This window comes from Lacrimispora sphenoides JCM 1415, from assembly GCF_900105615.1.
Lineage (GTDB): Bacteria > Bacillota > Clostridia > Lachnospirales > Lachnospiraceae > Lacrimispora > Lacrimispora sphenoides.
On sequence record NZ_LT630003.1, the window covers coordinates 4,105,467 to 4,123,776 of the forward strand.

Genomic DNA, 18,310 nt, shown 5'->3' on the forward strand with positions numbered 1-18,310 from the left:
TAAGTGTGCACAAACATCATTTTTTTACCTTTGATTTTTTATGCATTTTTCCTTTCGTCCAGCACTGAACACAAAAAAGCACAGATTCCTGGGCGGAAACTTAGATATTTTCCCGGACTCTGTGCTTTTATCTCGTGAAAGCCTGCAGAAGGTACTTAACCCTCCGCTACTGCAGAAAACAAATTTTCAAATTCTTTCTGGCCAATCTTTTCTTTTTCCATGAGCAGCTTACAGCAGGCGTGGAGTACCTCTTCATGTTTTAAGATAATATCCTTTGCCTTTTCATAGCACTCATCAATGATCCGTTTTACTTCATTATCAATGGTATTGGCCACCTGGCCGCCGTAGCTCTTTGCATGGGCCAGATCACGGCCGATAAAGACTTCATCGCCCTCATTGCCATAATTGATCATACCCACTTTATCAGACATTCCGTACTGGGTCACCATGGCCCGGGCCGTAGCGGTTGCCTGCTTGATATCCTGGGAAGCTCCGGTGGTGATATCGCCGAAAATAAGCTCCTCTGCGATCCTTCCGCCTAAATCCACCATGATATCCTGGAGCATCTTGCCCCTGGTGTTGAACATATGATCATTTTCCGGTAATGGCATGGTATATCCGGCAGCACCGACTCCCGTAGGAATGATGGAAATGGTATGCACCGGTCCTTCATCAGGAAGCAGATGGAATAAAATCGCATGGCCTGCTTCGTGGTAAGCCGTAATCCTTTTTTCCTTTTCGGTTATTACCTTGCTCTTTTTCTCGGCTCCGATTCCAACCTTTACAAAAGCTCTGTCAACGTCAGCCTGATTGATAAATTTCTTGCTGTGTTTGGCCGCATAGATAGCGGCTTCATTCATGAGGTTCTCCAGATCTGCACCGGTAAATCCCGCAGTCGTCTGGGCGATCCTCTTTAGATCCACATCTTCTCCCAAAGGTTTTTCCTTGGAATGAACCTTTAAGATTTCTTCTCTTCCTTTTACGTCAGGCCTACCGACCCCTACCTTCCGGTCAAAGCGTCCGGGACGCAGAATTGCCGGGTCCAGGATATCTACACGGTTTGTAGCCGCCATAACGATGATCCCTTCATTGATCCCGAAGCCATCCATTTCCACCAGAAGCTGGTTTAAGGTCTGCTCTCTTTCGTCGTGTCCGCCGCCCATACCGGTACCTCTGCGGCGGGCTACCGCATCGATCTCATCGATAAATATGATACAGGGGGCATGCTTTTTTCCTTCTTCAAACAGGTCCCTCACGCGGGAAGCGCCGACACCTACAAACATTTCCACAAAATCGGAACCGGAAATGGAGAAAAACGGTACCCCGGCTTCTCCTGCCACTGCCTTGGCAAGGAGGGTTTTTCCTGTTCCGGGCGGTCCTACAAGGAGGATTCCCTTCGGGATCCGGGCCCCTACACTGGTATACTTCTGAGGATTCTTTAAGAAATCAACGACTTCTTCCAGCTCCTCCTTTTCTTCTTCAAGTCCTGCTACCTTGCTGAAGTTCACCTTGTTGGCATCCTTTGCAAGATGAGCCCGGCTTCTTCCAAAATTCATCATTTTGGCATTAGCGCTTCCTGCCCCTGCCCTGGCATTCATCAACATGAACAGAAAAACCAAAACTACCGCCGTTAAGATTAACGGAAGCGTAATCGTCAGGAATAAATTTTCCTTTTGTACCGCATCCACTGTATAGGTAATTCCATTGCGATCCAGACGATCCTGAATCTCAATGACATTGGACACATTGGCCTGTTTTGTTGAGTTGTCAGTCATGGTCATCTCGATCCTCCCCGTTGGGGGCGGGTCGTTCTGCCTGATGGTTGCCGAGACTATGGTTCCATTATCAATTGCCTGCATCAGCTCCTGGTTGGTGATAATTCCGCTCTTTTGGGGCAGCCTACTGGCAAAGAAAAGCATGATGACCAGAAGGAGCAGAAAGCCCAAGCCTCTGAATGGTTGCTGTTGTTTCAACATGCTGCCTCCTTATTGCTGTTCTATAACTCCAATATATGGTAAATTCCTGTATATCTGATCGTAGTCAAGGCCATATCCAACGATAAATTGATCCGGTACGGTAAAACAGGTATATTTCACCTTGACCTGATCCTTCACCCGGCGCTCCGGTTTATCAAGAAGGGTACACAGCTCAATGCTTTTTGGATTTCTCTGCTTTAATACCTCAATCAGATAGGCCAGGGTATTGCCGGAATCAATGATATCCTCCACGATCAATACATCCTTTCCTTCAATGGGATCATCAAGGTCTTTGGTGATCTTAACGATTCCGCTGGTCACCGTTCCGGCGCCGTAACTGGATACGGACATGAAATCCATGGTAAGAGGCAGATTGATCCGCTTTGCAAGCTCACAGGTAAAGAAAACACCACCCTTTAAAATACAAATCAAATGAAGTGGTTTTCCATCATAATCTCTGCTGATCACTTCTGCTATTTCTTTTACCCTTGCCGCTACTTCTTCCTCTGATAACAATATACGTATCTTATCATCCATTGTTTTTTCCTCCGTCTAACTGCATTTGTATTACTGTACGGGTATCATCTGTTATCTTATAATATTCACTGATCCGGTATCCGATGACCCAGAGGACATGGGAACCATCCGCTACAAGCGGTATTTTTTCCCGTTCCTCTCTCGGTATCTTCTCATGAATCATAAATTCCTTGACGGTTTTTCTGCCGCCTCCGGCCAGTGTCATGTAATCCCCGGTTTTTCGATACCTAACAGACAGCGCACACTTGATTTTATCATAATCAAACCATTTCGTATACCTGTTTTTGGGAATTTCCTGACCTTTTTTGTAGGGAAAGATCTTAAATTCCAGTTCTGGAAGAAAAACAGTCTTTTCCTTATCCACCAATCCTTCCTGTTTTTTCCTTTTTATCCATAATTCATCAAAAATACGCACAGCAATAAGCCCGCAGGGCAAATCCACCTGCCTGCCGGAAGAACCAAAAAGAAGCGCTGCTGCGCTTTCCACGTGAGTCATCGTAATATCCTTCATGGATTCATTGACAGACCGGATCATGATCCGGATCACATAGTTCTTTATAATGTCATCTTCCGCCAAAAGAGCCTTTGTATCAACTCCCCGCGCCGTTATTGTTCCGGCCTCATCCGTTTCCCCGATTCCCCAGGCCTTTAATATGGCTTCTGCCTGCTTTTCCAGATACGCATCTGCCTGTGCAGCCAGCTCTCCCGCGTGAAGGATGTTCTCCCCTGCACGCCTGTTGACTTCTTCCGTGATCTCCGGCAAAATCCGGCTTCTAATGCGATTCCTCACATAATCCGTCTGGGCATTGGTAGAGTCCTCACAATAAGATATCCCATTTTCCGCCAGATATGCAAGAATTTCCTCCCTTCCAACAGACAGCAGCGGGCGGACAATTTTGTCCCGTACCGGGCGCATTCCTCCAAGCCCTTTTAACCCGGTCCCCCGGAACAGGTTATAAAGAATGGTCTCCGCCTGATCATCCCTGTGATGGGCCACCGCTATTTTTGTCCCTGAAAAGTCAAGGCGCTCCTTTTCAAATATCTGGTAACGCAAATGCCTTCCTGCCTCTTCCACTGACATACCATGTTCCCTGGCATAAAGGGCTGCATCCACCCGGACACAGGCAAAAGGCACTCCCATCGATTCTGAAAGCTTACCAGCGTAATCGCTGTCTCTGTCTGCCTCTTTCCCCCTTAAGCCGTGATGGACATGAACCGCTTTTAATTCCAGCCCCAGCACTTCCTTAAGCTCGTTTAAGACTACAAGAAGACAGACCGAATCGGCTCCTCCGGAAAGCGCCACAATGACGCGGTCCCCCGGAGAAAACAGCCGGTTCCGTCTGATATAATCTAATATCGTTCTGTACATTCAGCCACCTTCCTTAGTTGATTTTCTCCCCTCTATATTATAAATATACCCACAAAACATGTCTGTTGCAATTATTATTTTCTTTTCCATATTCCGGCAGTGAGAACGGTCATATCATCCGCCGCCTTATCGCTGAAGGATCTTGCAAACAGGAGAATCCGATCAGCCATATCCTGAGGATTTTTTACCGGCATTCCGGCAATGAATTCCTGCAGCATCAGTTCCTTTTCGTCTGCCGGAAGAGCGTCTAACACACCGTCGCTCACCATGATGATCCGGTTATCATCCCATAGCTTTTTAGACAGGAGAACCGGTTCCACCGGATTTAAGATTCCCATGGGCACCTCACCTGCTTCCAAAAGCTCTACTCCCTTTTCACTGAGAATATAGGTGGCTGCCGCCCCCAGCTTCATGGCCTCCATGATCCCGGTTTTTAAATCAATGCAGCATAAATCCAGGGTGGCCGGATGCTGGGAGATCCCGGTGAGAAGCAGGACCGTATTGACCATTTTAAGGGCCGCCCTGGTGGAAAATCCGGCCTCTAGAAGTCTTTGAGTCAGCTCAATGACCTGCCTGCTTTCCTCTTCGGCCACTCTGCCGCTTCCCATGCCGTCTGACAGGCTCATGATAACTTGTCCCGGCTGGACTTGTCCAAAGGTATAATTGTCTCCGGATACCTCTTCTCCGCTTTTGACTGCTTTGGCCACACCATAAATGACCCGGTACTCTCCCTTTTCAACAAACCGTATGGTGTCGGCCTGCTTGGTCACTAAGTTCCTGCCGTCAGGGGCAACCGTCCATTCCCCTTCCTCTATGGCATTTTCCAGGATCTCCGCAGCCTCCTTTACCGTCACACACCGTCCGTTCAAGGTCCTCATTGTCAGAAATGCTTCCCTCTGATGATTCTCGTATTCTAAAATGAGCATCTTCTCAATGATAATATGGTTGCGGCGGAAAGCCCGCTTAATTTCTTCCTCCCAATCCGGAGTTATGTCAACAGAATGTTCCACCTGATGGGAAAACTCCTCCAAAATCACAGCCAGTTCTTTAAATTGGACGATGACTGCGTCACGGCTTTCCAAAAAACGGTTCTTCCATGCCAGATTCATAGTGGCTCTGCCAAGCCCCCGGTTCAGCTGAACCATGTAGTCATCCTTCCTTTTACAGGTTTCCAGAAAAAAACGGGGCATGTCCCCGTAGTCCACACTCCCTTTTTGTTCAAATGCACGAACCAGATATTGCAGATAATATTGATTGTCCTGTTCTTTCCCGGAATACACAATGCATTTGTTGCAGCCTGCGCATACCATAGCCGCCGCCGTTTCAAGGGCCGCAATGCCGTCTTCCTTTGTAAGTCCCTGTTCTGCTGACAAGTCATCTGTACAAGCTTTGGCAAGCTCTCCCAAAGAGCTGGCCATGTCGTTTAATCTTTTTGCCGTATATACATTCACATCAGCCATATCATGATGTGCCGCCTTACGTCTGAACACAAAAATCCCTCCTGCCTGTATCATGCTTTAAACCAGATTATGAAAACAAGTTTTCATAATCGGATGGACGGTGCAAAAGCAGCACCTTTTATGAGAAACTAAAATACAGTTTCTCATAATCCACATTATATACAGGCAGAAGGAAAATATTTGTCAAAACAGCTGACTCATGATCTAAAATTGTACGACAGCTTTCCCCTTTATTGTCCAAGCTCTTTGGACATAGGGGGGACTACTGCCTGCGCGACGGCTTCAGTAATATCTCGTCAGGATTTACAAGTCCCAGCTTCTGCTTTGCGACTTCTTCAATATATTGTTTGGTTTGGACATAAACCCGGTATTCCTCTAATTTTTGAGACCGCTCCTCTTCCTTGTCCACCTGGGCCTGAAGATTTTCCAGACGGAGCTCATACTCCCGCTCCTTCTCTTTTAACGTGACTCCCTTAATGGTAACAATCACAGCAAGGCTGAATACGACAAAGGTAATGCCGATAATCGTCATTCGATTGCCCCACCTATCTTTTCTCTTTCGTCTTGATTTTCCCATTTTGTCCATACAATCACCAATCACCTTTAATGCCGGTTCTTTCTTCGGTTACAACCATCCACTTTTATTTTAAGATATATTCGGAAATGTTTCAAGAGTTTTATGAAATGTCTGCTTATTATTTTATCATATAAAAACATTCCTATAAATACTCCAGCAACGGCGTACCCTCTTAATCCTCCGTCATTCTGTTCATACAGCAGAGAAAACGTGGCTAAGGCCGCATAAACCCAGTATATCATGTCCTCTATTCCTATAAACACATAGGAATGAGGAATAAAAATACGGAAAATGCGTAACAGGTCATATGTTATCATAAGCCCTGCGCCTGTTAAAAAGCTGTAGAGCAGAAGTTTTACTTCGTATACGATATGAACGCTCATATGACTCCTTCTGGGCATAATTTTCTTAGCAAAGCGCCGGCTGAGCTTAGAAAATCAGCCGTTCGATGAACCACCAGGGGAATCGAACTTCCTTTTTTATTTAAACAGTCTGGAAATCATGGATTCTCCAGACCTGCGCAGAGCTTCATTGGAGGAATAGGTAAGACTTTCAATATTGCCGTTTAAATCCACTTCCCCTTTTTCAAGCGTCAGGCGGCTGACGTGGAGCCCCTTTCCCTTTAAAGTCAAAAGTCCCATGTCCGTATCAAGAACTACCTGGTTTTCATCAAAGGACACCACTTCCCGTATTCCTGTCATCGTACCGGAACCCCGGTTTTCTATTGTGAGCCTGTGAGGACGGATATTCACCTTTTCTTCCATACAAAAACCTCCTAATATACCTGTCTAAAGTATATTAGGAGGCACGCTCCAATATTACTGAAATTTATCGTACGTATCGAAACTGTGAACTAGAGATAGCGATAAAGCTCTTTCGCTTCTTCCTTTTTAACCGTTTCCGCTACATCAAGAACCTCAACCTTTACAGAGCTAGTCCCAAAATGGATCTCTATGATGTCGCCTTCCTTAATGTTTAAGGAAGCTTTCGCAGGCTTTCCGCCTACAAGCACACGTCCTGCATCACAGGCTTCGTTCGCTACGGTTCTTCTCTTGATCAGACGAGAAACCTTGAGAAACTTATCCAGTCTCATGGATTAAGCGTTTACCATATCCTTTAAAGCCTTTCCAGCTTTAAATTTTGGTGTCTTAGAAGCAGGAATATTCATAACTTCGCCGCTCTTTGGATTTCTTCCCTCTCTTGCCGCTCTTTCAGATACCTCAAATGTACCAAAACCAACTAACTGGATCTTCTCGCCTTTAACCAGTTCTTCAGATATTACATCTGTTAAAGCTTTAACTGCCTTCTCTGCATCCTTTTTGGACAGCTCTGCTTTTTCTGCGACTGCTGCGATTAACTCTGCTTTGTTCATTGATATCTTCCTCCTAGAATGTAGCACCAGGCTACGATTTTTCGCATAACACGATTACTATATCATTTATAGCTGTTTCTCCCGTTTTTGTCAAGGTTTTTCGCACTTTTGTAAGGCTTTCTCCTGCTTTTTTATTGCCTCCCAAAGCGCTTGTCCCTCCAGCTGCAAACCAGCATTTTCTCCGCCAAAAACATGGGGGTGTCTGCGTATCATTTTTTTACAGATTCCGTTTACCACATCATCAGCAGAAAAGTCTCCCCGCTCCTTTGCAATCTGGCTGTAAAGCATTACCAGAAACAGGATATCTCCCAGTTCTTCGCAAAGGTTTTCCATATCCTCATGATCGATGGCATTAAGAACCTCCCTGCTTTCCTCTTCAAGGCATTTTTTCAGACTTTCATAGGTCTGCTCTCTGTCCCAGGAACAGCCTTTTTCGGATCGCAGTTTATTTGTAATATTTACTAAATCTTCAAAAGTATACATGATCAGCCTCCTTTTGCCGTTATTATATCATGACAAGGCAGTCCATGGGATCTTGCTTTTTTTAATTCTGAAGATTTTCTGACAATTGTTTCTCCCCCCTGTTAAAAAAGAGCCTGTTCTTATATAATAAGAGAGATTATTTAAGGAAGTTCGATTTGCCTTTGGCTCATCAAACGGCCAATCTTCAAGAAATAGACTATACAAAGGAAAACGGAGGTAACCATGAAAAATTTCAGCATATGGAAAAAAATAGCAGCTTGCGTATTATTTTTAAACATTGTATTTACCGCATTTACCACAGAGCTCTTAACACCCAGCGTTTCAGCCGGAGAGCTGACAATGCGGGGCATGGGCTTTGGACCGGCCCTTAATATCGGACCGGGAAGCAAAATTTTTAACGGCGGCAGCTTATCCCTGCTATCCGATTACGACAACCGGCAAATGCTTTCCATGATTTTACAGGACAAAAACGGAACTCTTGTAGTCATTGACGGCGGTTGGGATATTGATGCGGCCCATTTAACGGAAGTGCTCCGTTCTAAGGGCGGGCATGTATCCGGATGGTTTATTACCCATCCTCATTCAGACCATATAGGGGCACTTGTCCAGATTCTGAATAATCCAGACAGCCAGATCACCATTGATAATGTCTATTATTCCCTGGCGGACTTATCCTGGTATGAAAAAGTAGAACCTTCCAGGAACAGTATGGTGAACAGTCTGATATCCGCCCTTGCAACACTTCCCGCCGAAAAGCTGCACACCGTGCAGAAGGATCAGGAGATCCAGCTGGGCCAGATAAAAGCAAAGGTTTTAAACAATCCCTATCTTCTGGATGTCACCTCCGTAAATAACAGCTCCGTTGCTTATAAATTTTTTCTAAATGACGTAAGCATCCTGGTGCTGGGTGATATGGGACCCGAAGCTGGTGAACTTCTGGCTGCAGAACGAAGCGCAGAGGATTTAAAAAGTGATATCGTTCAGATGTCCCACCACGGTCAGTACGGCGTTAATCAGAATGTATATTCCATCATTAAACCTCAAATCGCCCTCTGGCCCTGTCCGCTCTGGCTGTGGAATAACGACAACGGCGGCGGAATCGGCAGCGGGGACTGGAAAACACTTGAAACCAGGAAATGGATGGAAGAGCTGGGAGTAAAGGTAAATTATTGTATTAAAGACGGAGACCAGATCATCTATTAACCGGTTTCCGCCTAAAAAAGAAACGGCAGATGCCGTTTCTTTTTTTGTCATTACCTCTTTACTGTCTATGCTGTCCGGACGGAGAGGTATGCTTAAAGGGCATATCTCTCCCGGATTATGGCATAAGCGCCCGGTTAATTTCCCCCGGGACCATCCCGCCTTGGCCGTTCTGATTCCGGTAATGGTTCAACGTAGGATCCATCTTTATATGGTTCCGTATCAATTTCCGGGATATCGCCATCGTTATAATCATCTTCATCTGGTACAAAAACCTTCATTTCTATTCACCTCCTGATTCATGTATGTTGGTTTGCGGCAAGGTTAGCCTTCCATTTGACGGCCTAAAAATCCGGCGGCCGTTGTAGCCAGCTTTATTTCCATATCTCCAAAACGTGCTCTGGGTTCTCTGCTCAATAAAGCTACTGCTCCAATTGCATCGCCCTCACAGATAATGGGAGCCACCACCTGAGCCGTTATCCCTTCCAGAGTTTCCCCTGACAGAGGAATAAAGCTCTTGTCATCCTTTCCGGACACCACGACCATGCGTTCATTGATAAGGTTCTCCAATTGCTTGCTGATGGTCTTCTGCAGAAGTTCCTTCTTAGATCCTCCTGCCACAGCAATGATCTGATCTCTGTCGCTGATACATACGGTAAGTCCGGTAGTTTGAGCCATGGCTTCTGCATATTGGGAAGCAAAAGCAGTAAGTTCTACCATCGGAGAATATTTCTTTAAAATGATTTCTCCTTCCCTGTCTGTAAATATTTCAAGCGGAGTCCCTTCTCGTAACCGGAGCGTCCTTCTGATTTCTTTTGGTATAACTACACGTCCCAGGTCGTCAATTCGTCTTACAATACCAGTTGCTTTCATAATAAAAATTCCTCCATCTTGTGCGTTTTTATATCACTGATATTATTTTGCTACGAAAGCAACAGATTATACTTAAGTCTGCCATTTTTCCCAAAATTTAAAATCAGGGCCGACTTGTTAAAAAAAAGTCGAACCCTGATTTTTTAATCAAACTTAGTAAATTGCTTGAAGAAGCCGGGGTTTTCCCAGTTTAGAAGTCACCCTGTCTGACACGGCGTATCACTTGCTTTGAGGATGACAGATATCCCTCATGGGCTGCTTTTGCAGCTGCGTTATCTGGAACGGGGGTTACAAAATGGTTTTCAAAAGAACCATATTTTTGAATTGTCAATTCATTTGAAACTCTCTGTAGAAGATACATACCTAAAACGTCCATAGCTACCACCTTTCTCCGGAACATTAATGGGAACAAAGAAAGCATCTGGGACTAAAGCCCTTCTTCTACTATTATTATATCACAAATAAGACAAAAATCAACCAGATGAACGGTATTTTAGAAGTCAATTTTCATATTTTTTCATTCTTTTCTGACAATTCCAACATTTGCTTTAATATCACCTCAGCCTGGCCGATCATGGCATCGGTGGACTGATTTTTCTTTCTGTCAAGATACGTAAGCCTTGGTACTTCTCCCATCTGGAACTTTAAATCCCCACGGTACTGATCAATGATCTTCGGAATTCCCTCTACCTTAAGCCTTGCATTCTTATACATGGTCAGGCGGACCTCCTGGCGGTTAATATTAACCTCTGTCACATAGGCGCTGTGGGCCAGAGCCTTTAAGCCGGCCACCTTAAGCAGGTTATCAACCGGCTTAGGAATGTCACCGAAACGATCCATCAGCTCATCCTGCATATCCATATATTCCTCTTCATTCTCAATGCTGGAGATCCGCTTATAGATATCAAGTTTCTGATATTCATTCTTAATATAGGAAGTGGGGATGTATGCATCAATGTCACAGTCCACCACGGTTTCATAGCTTTCTTCTTCCTTCCTCTGTCCCTTAAGCTCTAAAACCGCCTGATTTAAGAGCTTGCAGTAAAGGTCATACCCTACCGCTTCCATGTGTCCGTGCTGTTCCGCTCCCAGAACATTTCCTGCCCCCCGGATCTCCAGATCCCGCATGGCAATCTTGATCCCGGACCCCAGTTCTGTAAATTCACGGATGGCCTGAAGACGTTTTTCTGCCTCCTCCTTCAGCAGCTTATCCCGCTTATACATTAGAAATGCATAGGAAGTCCGGCTGGAACGGCCTACACGCCCGCGAAGCTGATATAGCTGGGAAAGGCCCATGCGGTCCGCATCCTGGATGATCATGGTGTTGGCATTGGCAATATCAAGTCCGGTTTCAATGATGGTGGTGCATACAAGGACATCGATTTCTCCATTAACAAAATCAAACATGATCCGCTCCAGTTCATGCTCGTGCATCTGCCCATGGGCAAAGGTTACCGCCGCCTCGGGAACCAGACTTGCAATGTGGTTTGCCACCTCGTCGATGTTGCTTACCCGGTTGTATACATAATAAACCTGTCCTCCGCGGGAAAGCTCCCGGTGAATGGCCTCCCGCACCATTTCATCGTTATGCTCCATGACATAGGTCTGAATTGGCATACGGTCTACGGGAGGTTCCTCCAGCACGCTCATGTCACGGATGCCAACCAGACTCATGTGCAGGGTCCTTGGAATGGGAGTGGCCGTTAAGGTCAGCACATCAACATTTTCTTTCAGCTGCTTGATCTTTTCTTTATGGGCCACGCCGAAACGTTGTTCCTCATCAATAATTAGAAGGCCCAGATCCTTAAACTGCACATCCTTTGACAAGACCCTGTGGGTTCCGATCACAATATCCACCAGTCCCCGTTTTAAATCCTCCAGGGTCTTTTTCATCTGCCCCGGAGTCCGGAAACGGGACATTAAATCCACCCGGACAGGGAAATCCTTCATACGCTGGGCAAACGTATTATAATGCTGCTGGGCGAGAATGGTTGTCGGAACCAGGTAGACGACCTGTTTACCGTCCTGTGCCGCCTTGAATGCAGCCCTGAGGGCGATTTCCGTCTTTCCGTATCCAACGTCCCCGCAGATCAGACGATCCATGATCTTCCTGCTTTCCATATCCGCCTTGGTCGCCTCTATGGCATCCCATTGATCCTCGGTTTCCTCATATGGAAACATCTCTTCAAATTCATTCTGCCAGACCGTATCCTCTCCGTACTGAAATCCATGGGTCTCCTGCCTGGTCGCATAGAGCTGCACCAGCTCCCTGGCAATCTCTTTTACCGCGCCTTTTACCCTGGTCTTAGTCTTGTTCCACTGGTCTCCTCCCAGCCGGTTCAGTTTTGGTTTTTTCGCCTCGGCACCGGCATATTTCTGGATTCCGTCAAGCCTTGTCGCAGGAAGATATAAGTTCCCGTTGTCCGCATATTCTACCTTTAAATAATCCTTGATGACTCCATCCTGCTCGATTTTTTCGATTCCCCGGTAAATACCAAGACCATGTTCCTCATGGACTACGTAATCACCGATGGAAAGATCGGAAAAGTTTTGAATCTTGGTTCCTTCATAGGAAGTCTTTTTCCGTTTCCGCTTCTTTTTTTCCACACCAAACATATCGCCTTCCGTTATGACGATAAATTTTATCATGGAATATTCAAAGCCCCGGTGGAGGTTTCCATAGGTGACCAGAATCTCCCCTGGCTTTACCTCCTGACCCTCTCCCCCATCATCAGGGCAGTAGGCCCTTAAATCATACTCTCTTAGATCTCCTGCCAGACGGCTGGCCCTGGTCCTGGAAGCGGATAAAAGGATTACCCGGTATCCTTCCTTTTTCCATCTGGTTAAATCCTTTATTAAAAGCTCAAACCCATTCTGATAGGTATTTACATTCTTCACCTGGAAGCTGTAGCGGTTTTTTACTGTAAAACCGGGAAGCTTCTGCTCTAAGCCGGTCAAATAAACCGTTGTCTTTGTCTGGACCCTGGCCAGCATCTCTTTTGCAGTATAAAGAAGACCGGTCTGTCCCGGAAGGAGGTAACCGTTTTCCAGGCGGTGTATCATACTTTCCCTGAACTCCATTTCAACGGTTTCCCCTTTTTCCTTAAGCCGTTCCGGCTCATCCAGGAAAAGTACCGAATTTTCCCCGCGGAAATACTCCAGAAAAGACACGCTCTCCTGGCAGAAGTAATGGATATAGCCGTCCAGCCCATGCTGCCGGAACCCTTCCTTAAGCCCTTCCAAAAATTCGGATACAATGGAACGGATCCTGGCGGACTCCTGTATTTTTGACTGTGCCCTTAAATCCTTCTCGTATTTTTTTAATTCCTTTTCCAGGACTTCGATTCCCTCCTGGATCTGACTCCCTGTCAGAGCCATCTCCGTGGCAGGATAGATCCGTATGCTCTCTAACTGTTCAATGGATCTCTGGCTCTCAATATCAAAAGTTCTGATGGAGTCAACCTCATCATCCCACAGCTCAATCCGCACCGGAAGCTCTTCGGTTAAAGGGAATACGTCAATGATCCCGCCCCTGATGGAGAACTGCCCCATGCCATCTACCTGGGCCATACGTTCATATCCCAGCTCTGTAAGACGTTTTTTCCATTTTTCCACATCAATGGTCTGACCGCCTTCCACAGACAGCACCTGTTTCTTAAGGTACTCAAGCGGAAGGAGGTGGTCCATAAGCCCGTCAAAGGTCGTGACAACCCAGCCGGAGGATTTCTCCATTAATTGACGGAACACGGTCATACGCTGCTTGGTCAGCAGGTTTCCGTGGATGTCCGCGCTGAAAAACAGAAGATCCCTGGCCGGATACAGCCAAACATCAGGGTCAAAGAAGCGCAGGTCCTCATAGATCTCCCTGGCTCTGGTGTCATCATAAGTGACTACCAGCCTTAAGCCTTCCTGTTTTGCCGATTCATACATCAGATGAACCTTTTGGGAATCCATACAGCCGCTGGCCATGACAGGTCCGGCTCTTTTTAACAGATCACCGGAAAGGTCCTCAAAATCCTTTAATTCCCTCAATGGTTTTTCAAATAGATCACTCATGAAATCTCCTTACTTCTTCCTGTTAAAATGGTTCATTGCCGCTTCCGCTCCCTCTGTAACCACCATAATGGCTGCTTCTGCTGCATCCTTGTACGCCTGGTCCATGATCGCTGCCTGTTCTTTGGGGAAACGGCCTAAAACATAGTCTGCCAGGTCCATTTCCTTTGGCTTTTCACCAACTCCCACCCGGATCCTTAAAAATTCCTGGGTTCCCAGATGGCTTATGATGTTCTTTAAGCCGTTATGGCCTCCGGCGCTTCCCTTTGACCGTATTCTTAACTGGCCTTCCGTTAAGTTGATGTCATCACAGATGATAATGATGTGGTCTGGCTCCACCTTATAAAAATCCGCCATGGCCCGGATACTCTCTCCGCTTAGGTTCATAAAGGTCTGTGGTTTTGATAAAACAACCTTTTCCAATCCGATCCTTCCGGTCCCATAAAATGCTTTGTGCTTTTTTTCCGTTACCCTGGCATCCAGTTTGTCCGCCAGAACGTCCACAGCCTCAAATCCTACATTGTGTCTGGTTTTTTCATATTCCCTGGTGGGGTTTCCTAATCCTGCGATGATATACATGATGATTCTCCTTATTATTGTCTATATTAATTACGGTTCCGATTCATGACTTTTTAGGGGTTTCAAACGCCCGAAAAGCGCTAGATTTCCCAAAACCGGGGGGTCTAACGCTGCTTTTTTTATTTTAACAGTTCATTCTTAAGATGTAAAGGCAAACACCGCCTTTTTATTTTTAAACAGTTGTAAAGAAAAATACATCCAGTTATAATAAGGATAATTTTGCATCAGAAGAATGACCGCTTAAAGCACCAGGAAGGCGCCGCCTTAAGAGGCGTGAAGATTAAAAAACAAAAAGGAGATTCTTATGGAACAGATTCGATTATTCCTTTTATGAATCTGGCATAATAGAACGTCCGGCCTGTGCCAATGACCACATAGAGCCATTCTTAGACCATAAGGTTCCCCATCTATGGAGCTACTACTGCACCGCACAGTGCGTGGACGTCGCCAACCGTTTCATGGCAATGCCCTCTGCAAGGAACCGGGTTTACGGCCTTCAGGTATATAAATATGGGATTGAGGGAATCCTTCACTGGGGATTCAATTTCTATAATTCCGCATTTTCCCTCCGCCACTTAAACTCTTATGAGGTGACAGACTGTGACGGAAGCTTCCCTTCCGGTGATGCCTTCCTGGTTTATCCGGGGCCTGACGGTGTTCCGGAGGAATCCATACGCCTTATGGTTCTTTACGAAGCCATACAGGATCACAGGGCACTAAAGCTTTTAGAGCAGTATATTGTTATGGGGGTGAGAAATAAGATTAACCGGCTTATTAAAAAATACATATAAAAAAGTTCTTCCGAAGAATGGATATCTCTTGTGTTTTCCGTATCCACTATGATAGAATAAAGCTGTTGCGCTTATATAAGTTCATAATCGGTTGATCGTTTCTACCAACTACCATAATAGTTGACTATAAGGGTTAGAAGGAAAAAGGAGTGATGTTCATGAAGGATGTTTCAAAAAATTACGACGTCATCATCGTTGGTGCAGGCCCCTCAGGTATTTTCTGTGCCTATGAGCTGATCGAGAAAAAGCCGGACCTTAAGATTCTTATGATCGAAAAAGGCCGCCGGATCGAAAACCGGACCTGTCCGAAAAGGATAACAAAAACATGCGTAGGCTGCAAGCCATGCTCCATTACCACAGGCTTTGCAGGAGCCGGAGCATTTTCCGATGGAAAATTATCCTTATCACCTGATGTTGGCGGAAACCTCCCTGAAATACTTGGATATGATAAAACAGTGGAGCTGCTTAAGGAATCAGACAACATTTACTTAAAATTCGGTGCAGACACCAATGTTTACGGCGTTGACAAACAAAAAGAGATTCAGGAAATCCGCCGTAAAGCCATAGGCGCCAATTTAAAGCTGATCGAATGTCCCATCCGCCATTTGGGCACGGAAGAAGGCTATAAGATTTACACCCGCCTCCAGGAGCATTTATTGGAGCAGGGGGTTGAAATGGCATTTAACACGATGGTAAAGGATATTATCATCGAAAATAATAAAGCAACAGGAGTTATTACCGATAAGGAAGAGATCTGCTATGCACCGGAGATCGTGTCCGCCATCGGCCGCGAAGGCTCTGACTGGTTCAGCCATATCTGTGAAAACCATGGAATTGAAACCAAGGTGGGAACTGTAGATATCGGAGTCCGGGTAGAGGTCCGGGACGAGGTCATGGAATTCTTAAACAAGAATCTATATGAAGCAAAGCTTGTTTACCATACCCCTACCTTTGACGACAAGGTTCGCACCTTCTGTACCAATCCTTCCGGAGAGGTAGCTACGGAATACTATGAAAACGGGCTGGCGGTTGTCAACGGTCATGCCTACAAATCCCAGGAATACAAGACAAACAACACCAACTTTGCAATCCTGGTATCCAAAAACTTTACAAAACCCTTTAAGACCCCTATTGAATACGGCAAGCAGATCGCCCAGCTGAGCAACATGCTCTGTGACGGCAAGATCCTGGTGCAGACCTTTGGGGATTTCCAAAGAGGCAGACGTACCACAGAGGAGCGCTTATGCCGCAACAATCTGATCCCCACCTTAAAGGATGCGGTTCCAGGCGATTTATCCCTGGTATTTCCTCACCGCATTATGGTTGACATAAAAGAAATGCTTCTTGCCCTGGACAAGGTAACTCCAGGTATTGCCAGCGAAGAAACCCTGTTATACGGTGTAGAAGTAAAATTCTATTCCAATAAGGTTGTGGTCAACACAGACTTTGAAACCAGCGTAGAGGGACTGCGCGCCATCGGCGACGGTGCTTCTGTAACAAGAGGGCTTCAGCAGGCATCTGCCAACGGCTTAAGCGTAGCCAGAAGCATTCTTGCCGCTATGAAATAAGAGTAAAAATAAGAGTTCTACCTAAGTGTATAAAAAACAGATGGAAGCATCGGCTGATGCTCCCATCTGTTTTTTCTCTATATTCGATCAAGCCAGTCCCAGCTTCTTCATCGCATAGGCCACTCCATCGTCTTCCACATTCTTTGTATAAAAGGTTGCATAAGGCTCCAGCTCCACGCTGTGATGCCCCATAAGGATGCAGTTCTTTGCATATTCAAACATAGATAAGTCATTGGTACTGTCACCAAACACGTAGGCATCTTCCAGAGCGATCCCATAGTGCTTTAAAACCAGTTCAATGGCTGTTGCCTTGGAATACTGGGAGGGAACGCATTCATAAAATCCACTGCCCCGGTCAATGATCTCAAAGTCCAGTCCCAGAGCCCGGGAAAAGCACTTTAAATCACTTTTTTCGTCTGCAAAAACACAGAACTTATCAAAGTCGTAACAGTCCTCATCCCAGCCGTAAGGCGATAAGTTCCCTTCCTGCTCTACGATCTGCTTCATTCTCTCCACCTGCGGAAGGCGGGAGGTTCCTTTTTTAAAGTAACAGCTTTCCGTTCCTTCTAAAACTCCATCCAGGTCATATTCCTGTATGATGCGCTTGATCTCAATCCCCCGCTCGTGAGGGATCGCCGCAGAAAAAAGAACCTGGTCTTCTGCTATAATGCGGGTTCCGCAGCCACAGCAGTAGCCATCCACCTGGATCAGCTCTTTGATGGAACCGATCAGGCACTCGGTACGCCCGGAATTGATGAATACCAGATGACCATTCTTTCTAGCCTGTGCAATTGCTGCTTTTGCGCTCTCAGGCACATTCCGGTTTACCTCGGAAAATAGCGTACCGTCAATATCGAAAAACAAGGCCTTTCTTTTCTCGCTCATCGGTCACCCCGAAAGCATATGGTCCCTGTTGTTTCATCCATACTTTCCACAATGGCCAGGGACTCTACCCGGATTCCTTCCGCTCTTAATCGGTCTCCGCCGGGCTGGAAGCCCTTTTCAATCACGATTCCTGCACCAACCAGCTTTGCACCGGAATCCTTTACGATAGCAGCCAGACCTTCCAGGGCTTTTCCGTTGGCTAAAAAATCATCAATCAGCAATACCTTGTCACCGGCTCCCAAAAATTCCTTGGAAACCATGATGTCATAGGTCCTGCCGTGGGTAAAGGATTCCACCTGGGTGGTATATACATCACCTGCGATATTCTTAGTCTTGGATTTCTTTGCAAATACCACCGGTACATCAAAGTACTGGGCCACGATACAGGCTATGCCAATGCCGGAAGCTTCAATGGTCAAAATTTTATTGACTTCATAATCGGCAAAGCGTCTCTTAAATTCCTTTCCAATTTCTACGAACAGCTTGATATCCATCTGATGATTTAAAAAACTGTCTACTTTCAGCACATCACCAGACTTTATCTTTCCATCTTTCCGTATTCTGTCCTTTAAAAGCTGCATAAAGGT

The 18,310-nt window shown here is 45.8% G+C and carries 20 protein-coding genes, 1 pseudogene and 1 riboswitch; of the genes and pseudogenes, 4 read left to right on the forward strand and 17 right to left on the reverse strand.

The annotated features are described in order from the left end of the window. Window positions 1-155: 155 nt before the first annotated feature. The 10 genes from ftsH to BMX69_RS18665 form a co-directional block, all read right to left on the reverse strand. A complete protein-coding gene (ftsH, locus tag BMX69_RS18620) occupies window positions 156-1,973 on the reverse strand; it encodes an ATP-dependent zinc metalloprotease FtsH (RefSeq protein WP_025230356.1) in 1,818 nt (605 codons plus the stop codon). Between the two features lie 12 nt (window positions 1,974-1,985). Continuing rightward, the gene (gene hpt / locus BMX69_RS18625) at window positions 1,986-2,513 is read right to left on the reverse strand and encodes a hypoxanthine phosphoribosyltransferase (RefSeq protein WP_054790442.1); all 528 of its coding nucleotides are present in this window, start codon (window positions 2,511-2,513) and stop codon (window positions 1,986-1,988) included. Next, the gene (tilS, locus tag BMX69_RS18630; protein ID WP_100043190.1) at window positions 2,506-3,882 is read right to left on the reverse strand and encodes a tRNA lysidine(34) synthetase TilS; all 1,377 of its coding nucleotides are present in this window, start codon (window positions 3,880-3,882) and stop codon (window positions 2,506-2,508) included. The genes hpt and tilS overlap by 8 nt, the downstream gene beginning before the upstream one ends. 74 nt (window positions 3,883-3,956) lie before the next feature. Then, window positions 3,957-5,372, reverse strand: coding sequence for a SpoIIE family protein phosphatase (locus tag BMX69_RS18635; RefSeq protein WP_330387473.1), 1,416 nt, complete (start codon window positions 5,370-5,372; stop codon window positions 3,957-3,959). Window positions 5,373-5,604: 232 nt separating this feature from the next. Continuing rightward, window positions 5,605-5,928, reverse strand: a complete 324-nt coding sequence (locus tag BMX69_RS18640; RefSeq protein WP_025230360.1) for a septum formation initiator family protein — start codon at window positions 5,926-5,928, stop codon at window positions 5,605-5,607. Window positions 5,929-5,945: 17 nt separating this feature from the next. Continuing rightward, window positions 5,946-6,320 (reverse strand): spore cortex biosynthesis protein YabQ, encoded by a 375-nt coding sequence (gene yabQ, locus BMX69_RS25140; protein WP_334292466.1) that lies wholly within the window; start codon window positions 6,318-6,320, stop codon window positions 5,946-5,948. Window positions 6,321-6,398: 78 nt separating this feature from the next. Beyond that, entirely contained in the window at window positions 6,399-6,683 is a 285-nt protein-coding gene (gene yabP, locus BMX69_RS18650) for a sporulation protein YabP (protein WP_025230362.1), read from the reverse strand. An 89-nt stretch (window positions 6,684-6,772) separates the two neighbouring features. After that, the gene (locus BMX69_RS18655; protein WP_025230363.1) at window positions 6,773-7,012 is read right to left on the reverse strand and encodes an RNA-binding S4 domain-containing protein; all 240 of its coding nucleotides are present in this window, start codon (window positions 7,010-7,012) and stop codon (window positions 6,773-6,775) included. Window positions 7,013-7,015: 3 nt separating this feature from the next. After that, window positions 7,016-7,318, reverse strand: coding sequence for an HU family DNA-binding protein (locus BMX69_RS18660; RefSeq protein ID WP_268875600.1), 303 nt, complete (start codon window positions 7,316-7,318; stop codon window positions 7,016-7,018). Between the two features lie 63 nt (window positions 7,319-7,381). Then, window positions 7,382-7,774 (reverse strand): MazG nucleotide pyrophosphohydrolase domain-containing protein, encoded by a 393-nt coding sequence (locus BMX69_RS18665; RefSeq protein ID WP_100043192.1) that lies wholly within the window; start codon window positions 7,772-7,774, stop codon window positions 7,382-7,384. 222 nt (window positions 7,775-7,996) lie between these two features. Here BMX69_RS18665 and BMX69_RS18670 point away from each other — a divergent pair, with 222 nt between their 5' ends. After that, on the forward strand, window positions 7,997-8,977 hold the full coding sequence (locus tag BMX69_RS18670) for a ComEC/Rec2 family competence protein (RefSeq protein ID WP_100043193.1): 981 nt from the start codon (window positions 7,997-7,999) through the stop codon (window positions 8,975-8,977). A 134-nt stretch (window positions 8,978-9,111) separates the two neighbouring features. On the opposite strand, the gene BMX69_RS18675 is transcribed toward BMX69_RS18670, so the two are convergent. From BMX69_RS18675 to pth, 5 genes are all read right to left on the reverse strand, one after another. Continuing rightward, window positions 9,112-9,255, reverse strand: coding sequence for a hypothetical protein (locus BMX69_RS18675; RefSeq protein WP_054790440.1), 144 nt, complete (start codon window positions 9,253-9,255; stop codon window positions 9,112-9,114). A gap of 43 nt (window positions 9,256-9,298) precedes the next feature. Next, window positions 9,299-9,847, reverse strand: coding sequence for a stage V sporulation protein T (spoVT, locus tag BMX69_RS18680; RefSeq protein ID WP_054790439.1), 549 nt, complete (start codon window positions 9,845-9,847; stop codon window positions 9,299-9,301). A 190-nt stretch (window positions 9,848-10,037) separates the two neighbouring features. After that, a complete protein-coding gene (locus BMX69_RS18685) occupies window positions 10,038-10,223 on the reverse strand; it encodes a hypothetical protein (protein WP_025230368.1) in 186 nt (61 codons plus the stop codon). Between the two features lie 131 nt (window positions 10,224-10,354). Next, a complete protein-coding gene (gene mfd / locus BMX69_RS18690) occupies window positions 10,355-13,903 on the reverse strand; it encodes a transcription-repair coupling factor (protein ID WP_100043194.1) in 3,549 nt (1,182 codons plus the stop codon). Window positions 13,904-13,912: 9 nt separating this feature from the next. Beyond that, on the reverse strand, window positions 13,913-14,479 hold the full coding sequence (gene pth, locus BMX69_RS18695; RefSeq protein WP_100043195.1) for an aminoacyl-tRNA hydrolase: 567 nt from the start codon (window positions 14,477-14,479) through the stop codon (window positions 13,913-13,915). 219 nt (window positions 14,480-14,698) lie between these two features. On the opposite strand from pth, the gene BMX69_RS24955 reads away from it, so the two are divergent. From BMX69_RS24955 to BMX69_RS18705, 3 genes and pseudogenes are all read left to right on the forward strand, one after another. Further along, entirely contained in the window at window positions 14,699-14,824 is a 126-nt protein-coding gene (locus BMX69_RS24955; RefSeq protein WP_278280693.1) for a hypothetical protein, read from the forward strand. Beyond that, a pseudogene (locus BMX69_RS18700) lies at window positions 14,800-15,270 on the forward strand (DUF4091 domain-containing protein); the annotation flags it as partial. The gene BMX69_RS24955 and the pseudogene BMX69_RS18700, both read left to right, overlap by 25 nt. Window positions 15,271-15,321: 51 nt before the next feature. Further along, a riboswitch (purine riboswitch) is annotated at window positions 15,322-15,417 on the forward strand. A gap of 11 nt (window positions 15,418-15,428) precedes the next feature. Further along, window positions 15,429-16,838, forward strand: a complete 1,410-nt coding sequence (locus BMX69_RS18705; RefSeq protein WP_100043196.1) for an NAD(P)/FAD-dependent oxidoreductase — start codon at window positions 15,429-15,431, stop codon at window positions 16,836-16,838. An 87-nt stretch (window positions 16,839-16,925) separates the two neighbouring features. Here the strand turns inward: BMX69_RS18705 and BMX69_RS18710 are convergent, their stop codons facing one another. Together BMX69_RS18710 and BMX69_RS18715 are read right to left on the reverse strand one after the other, a co-directional pair. Continuing rightward, window positions 16,926-17,723, reverse strand: a complete 798-nt coding sequence (locus BMX69_RS18710) for a Cof-type HAD-IIB family hydrolase (protein WP_100043197.1) — start codon at window positions 17,721-17,723, stop codon at window positions 16,926-16,928. Further along, a complete protein-coding gene (locus BMX69_RS18715; RefSeq protein WP_100043198.1) occupies window positions 17,720-18,304 on the reverse strand; it encodes a xanthine phosphoribosyltransferase in 585 nt (194 codons plus the stop codon). Before BMX69_RS18715 ends, BMX69_RS18710 begins: the two co-directional genes overlap by 4 nt. Between the last annotated feature and the right edge of the window lie 6 nt (window positions 18,305-18,310).

Excerpts from the sequence above, each read along its gene's own strand:
- BMX69_RS18665 (WP_100043192.1), bottom strand. The coding sequence starts at position 7,774 with ATGTATACTTTTGAAGATTTAGTAAATATTACAAATAAACTGCGATCC.
- BMX69_RS18715 (WP_100043198.1), bottom strand. The coding sequence starts at position 18,304 with ATGCAGCTTTTAAAGGACAGAATACGGAAAGATGGAAAGATAAAGTCT.
- spoVT (WP_054790439.1), bottom strand. The coding sequence starts at position 9,847 with ATGAAAGCAACTGGTATTGTAAGACGAATTGACGACCTGGGACGTGTA.
- hpt (WP_054790442.1), bottom strand. The coding sequence starts at position 2,513 with ATGGATGATAAGATACGTATATTGTTATCAGAGGAAGAAGTAGCGGCA.
- BMX69_RS18705 (WP_100043196.1), top strand. The coding sequence starts at position 15,429 with ATGAAGGATGTTTCAAAAAATTACGACGTCATCATCGTTGGTGCAGGC.
- tilS (WP_100043190.1), bottom strand. The coding sequence starts at position 3,882 with ATGTACAGAACGATATTAGATTATATCAGACGGAACCGGCTGTTTTCT.
- BMX69_RS18685 (WP_025230368.1), bottom strand. The coding sequence starts at position 10,223 with ATGGACGTTTTAGGTATGTATCTTCTACAGAGAGTTTCAAATGAATTG.
- BMX69_RS18710 (WP_100043197.1), bottom strand. The coding sequence starts at position 17,723 with ATGAGCGAGAAAAGAAAGGCCTTGTTTTTCGATATTGACGGTACGCTA.
- BMX69_RS18670 (WP_100043193.1), top strand. The coding sequence starts at position 7,997 with ATGAAAAATTTCAGCATATGGAAAAAAATAGCAGCTTGCGTATTATTT.
- pth (WP_100043195.1), bottom strand. The coding sequence starts at position 14,479 with ATGTATATCATCGCAGGATTAGGAAACCCCACCAGGGAATATGAAAAA.
- BMX69_RS18675 (WP_054790440.1), bottom strand. The coding sequence starts at position 9,255 with ATGAAGGTTTTTGTACCAGATGAAGATGATTATAACGATGGCGATATC.
- BMX69_RS18640 (WP_025230360.1), bottom strand. The coding sequence starts at position 5,928 with ATGGACAAAATGGGAAAATCAAGACGAAAGAGAAAAGATAGGTGGGGC.
- BMX69_RS18655 (WP_025230363.1), bottom strand. The coding sequence starts at position 7,012 with ATGAGACTGGATAAGTTTCTCAAGGTTTCTCGTCTGATCAAGAGAAGA.
- yabQ (WP_334292466.1), bottom strand. The coding sequence starts at position 6,320 with ATGCCCAGAAGGAGTCATATGAGCGTTCATATCGTATACGAAGTAAAA.
- mfd (WP_100043194.1), bottom strand. The coding sequence starts at position 13,903 with ATGAGTGATCTATTTGAAAAACCATTGAGGGAATTAAAGGATTTTGAG.
- yabP (WP_025230362.1), bottom strand. The coding sequence starts at position 6,683 with ATGGAAGAAAAGGTGAATATCCGTCCTCACAGGCTCACAATAGAAAAC.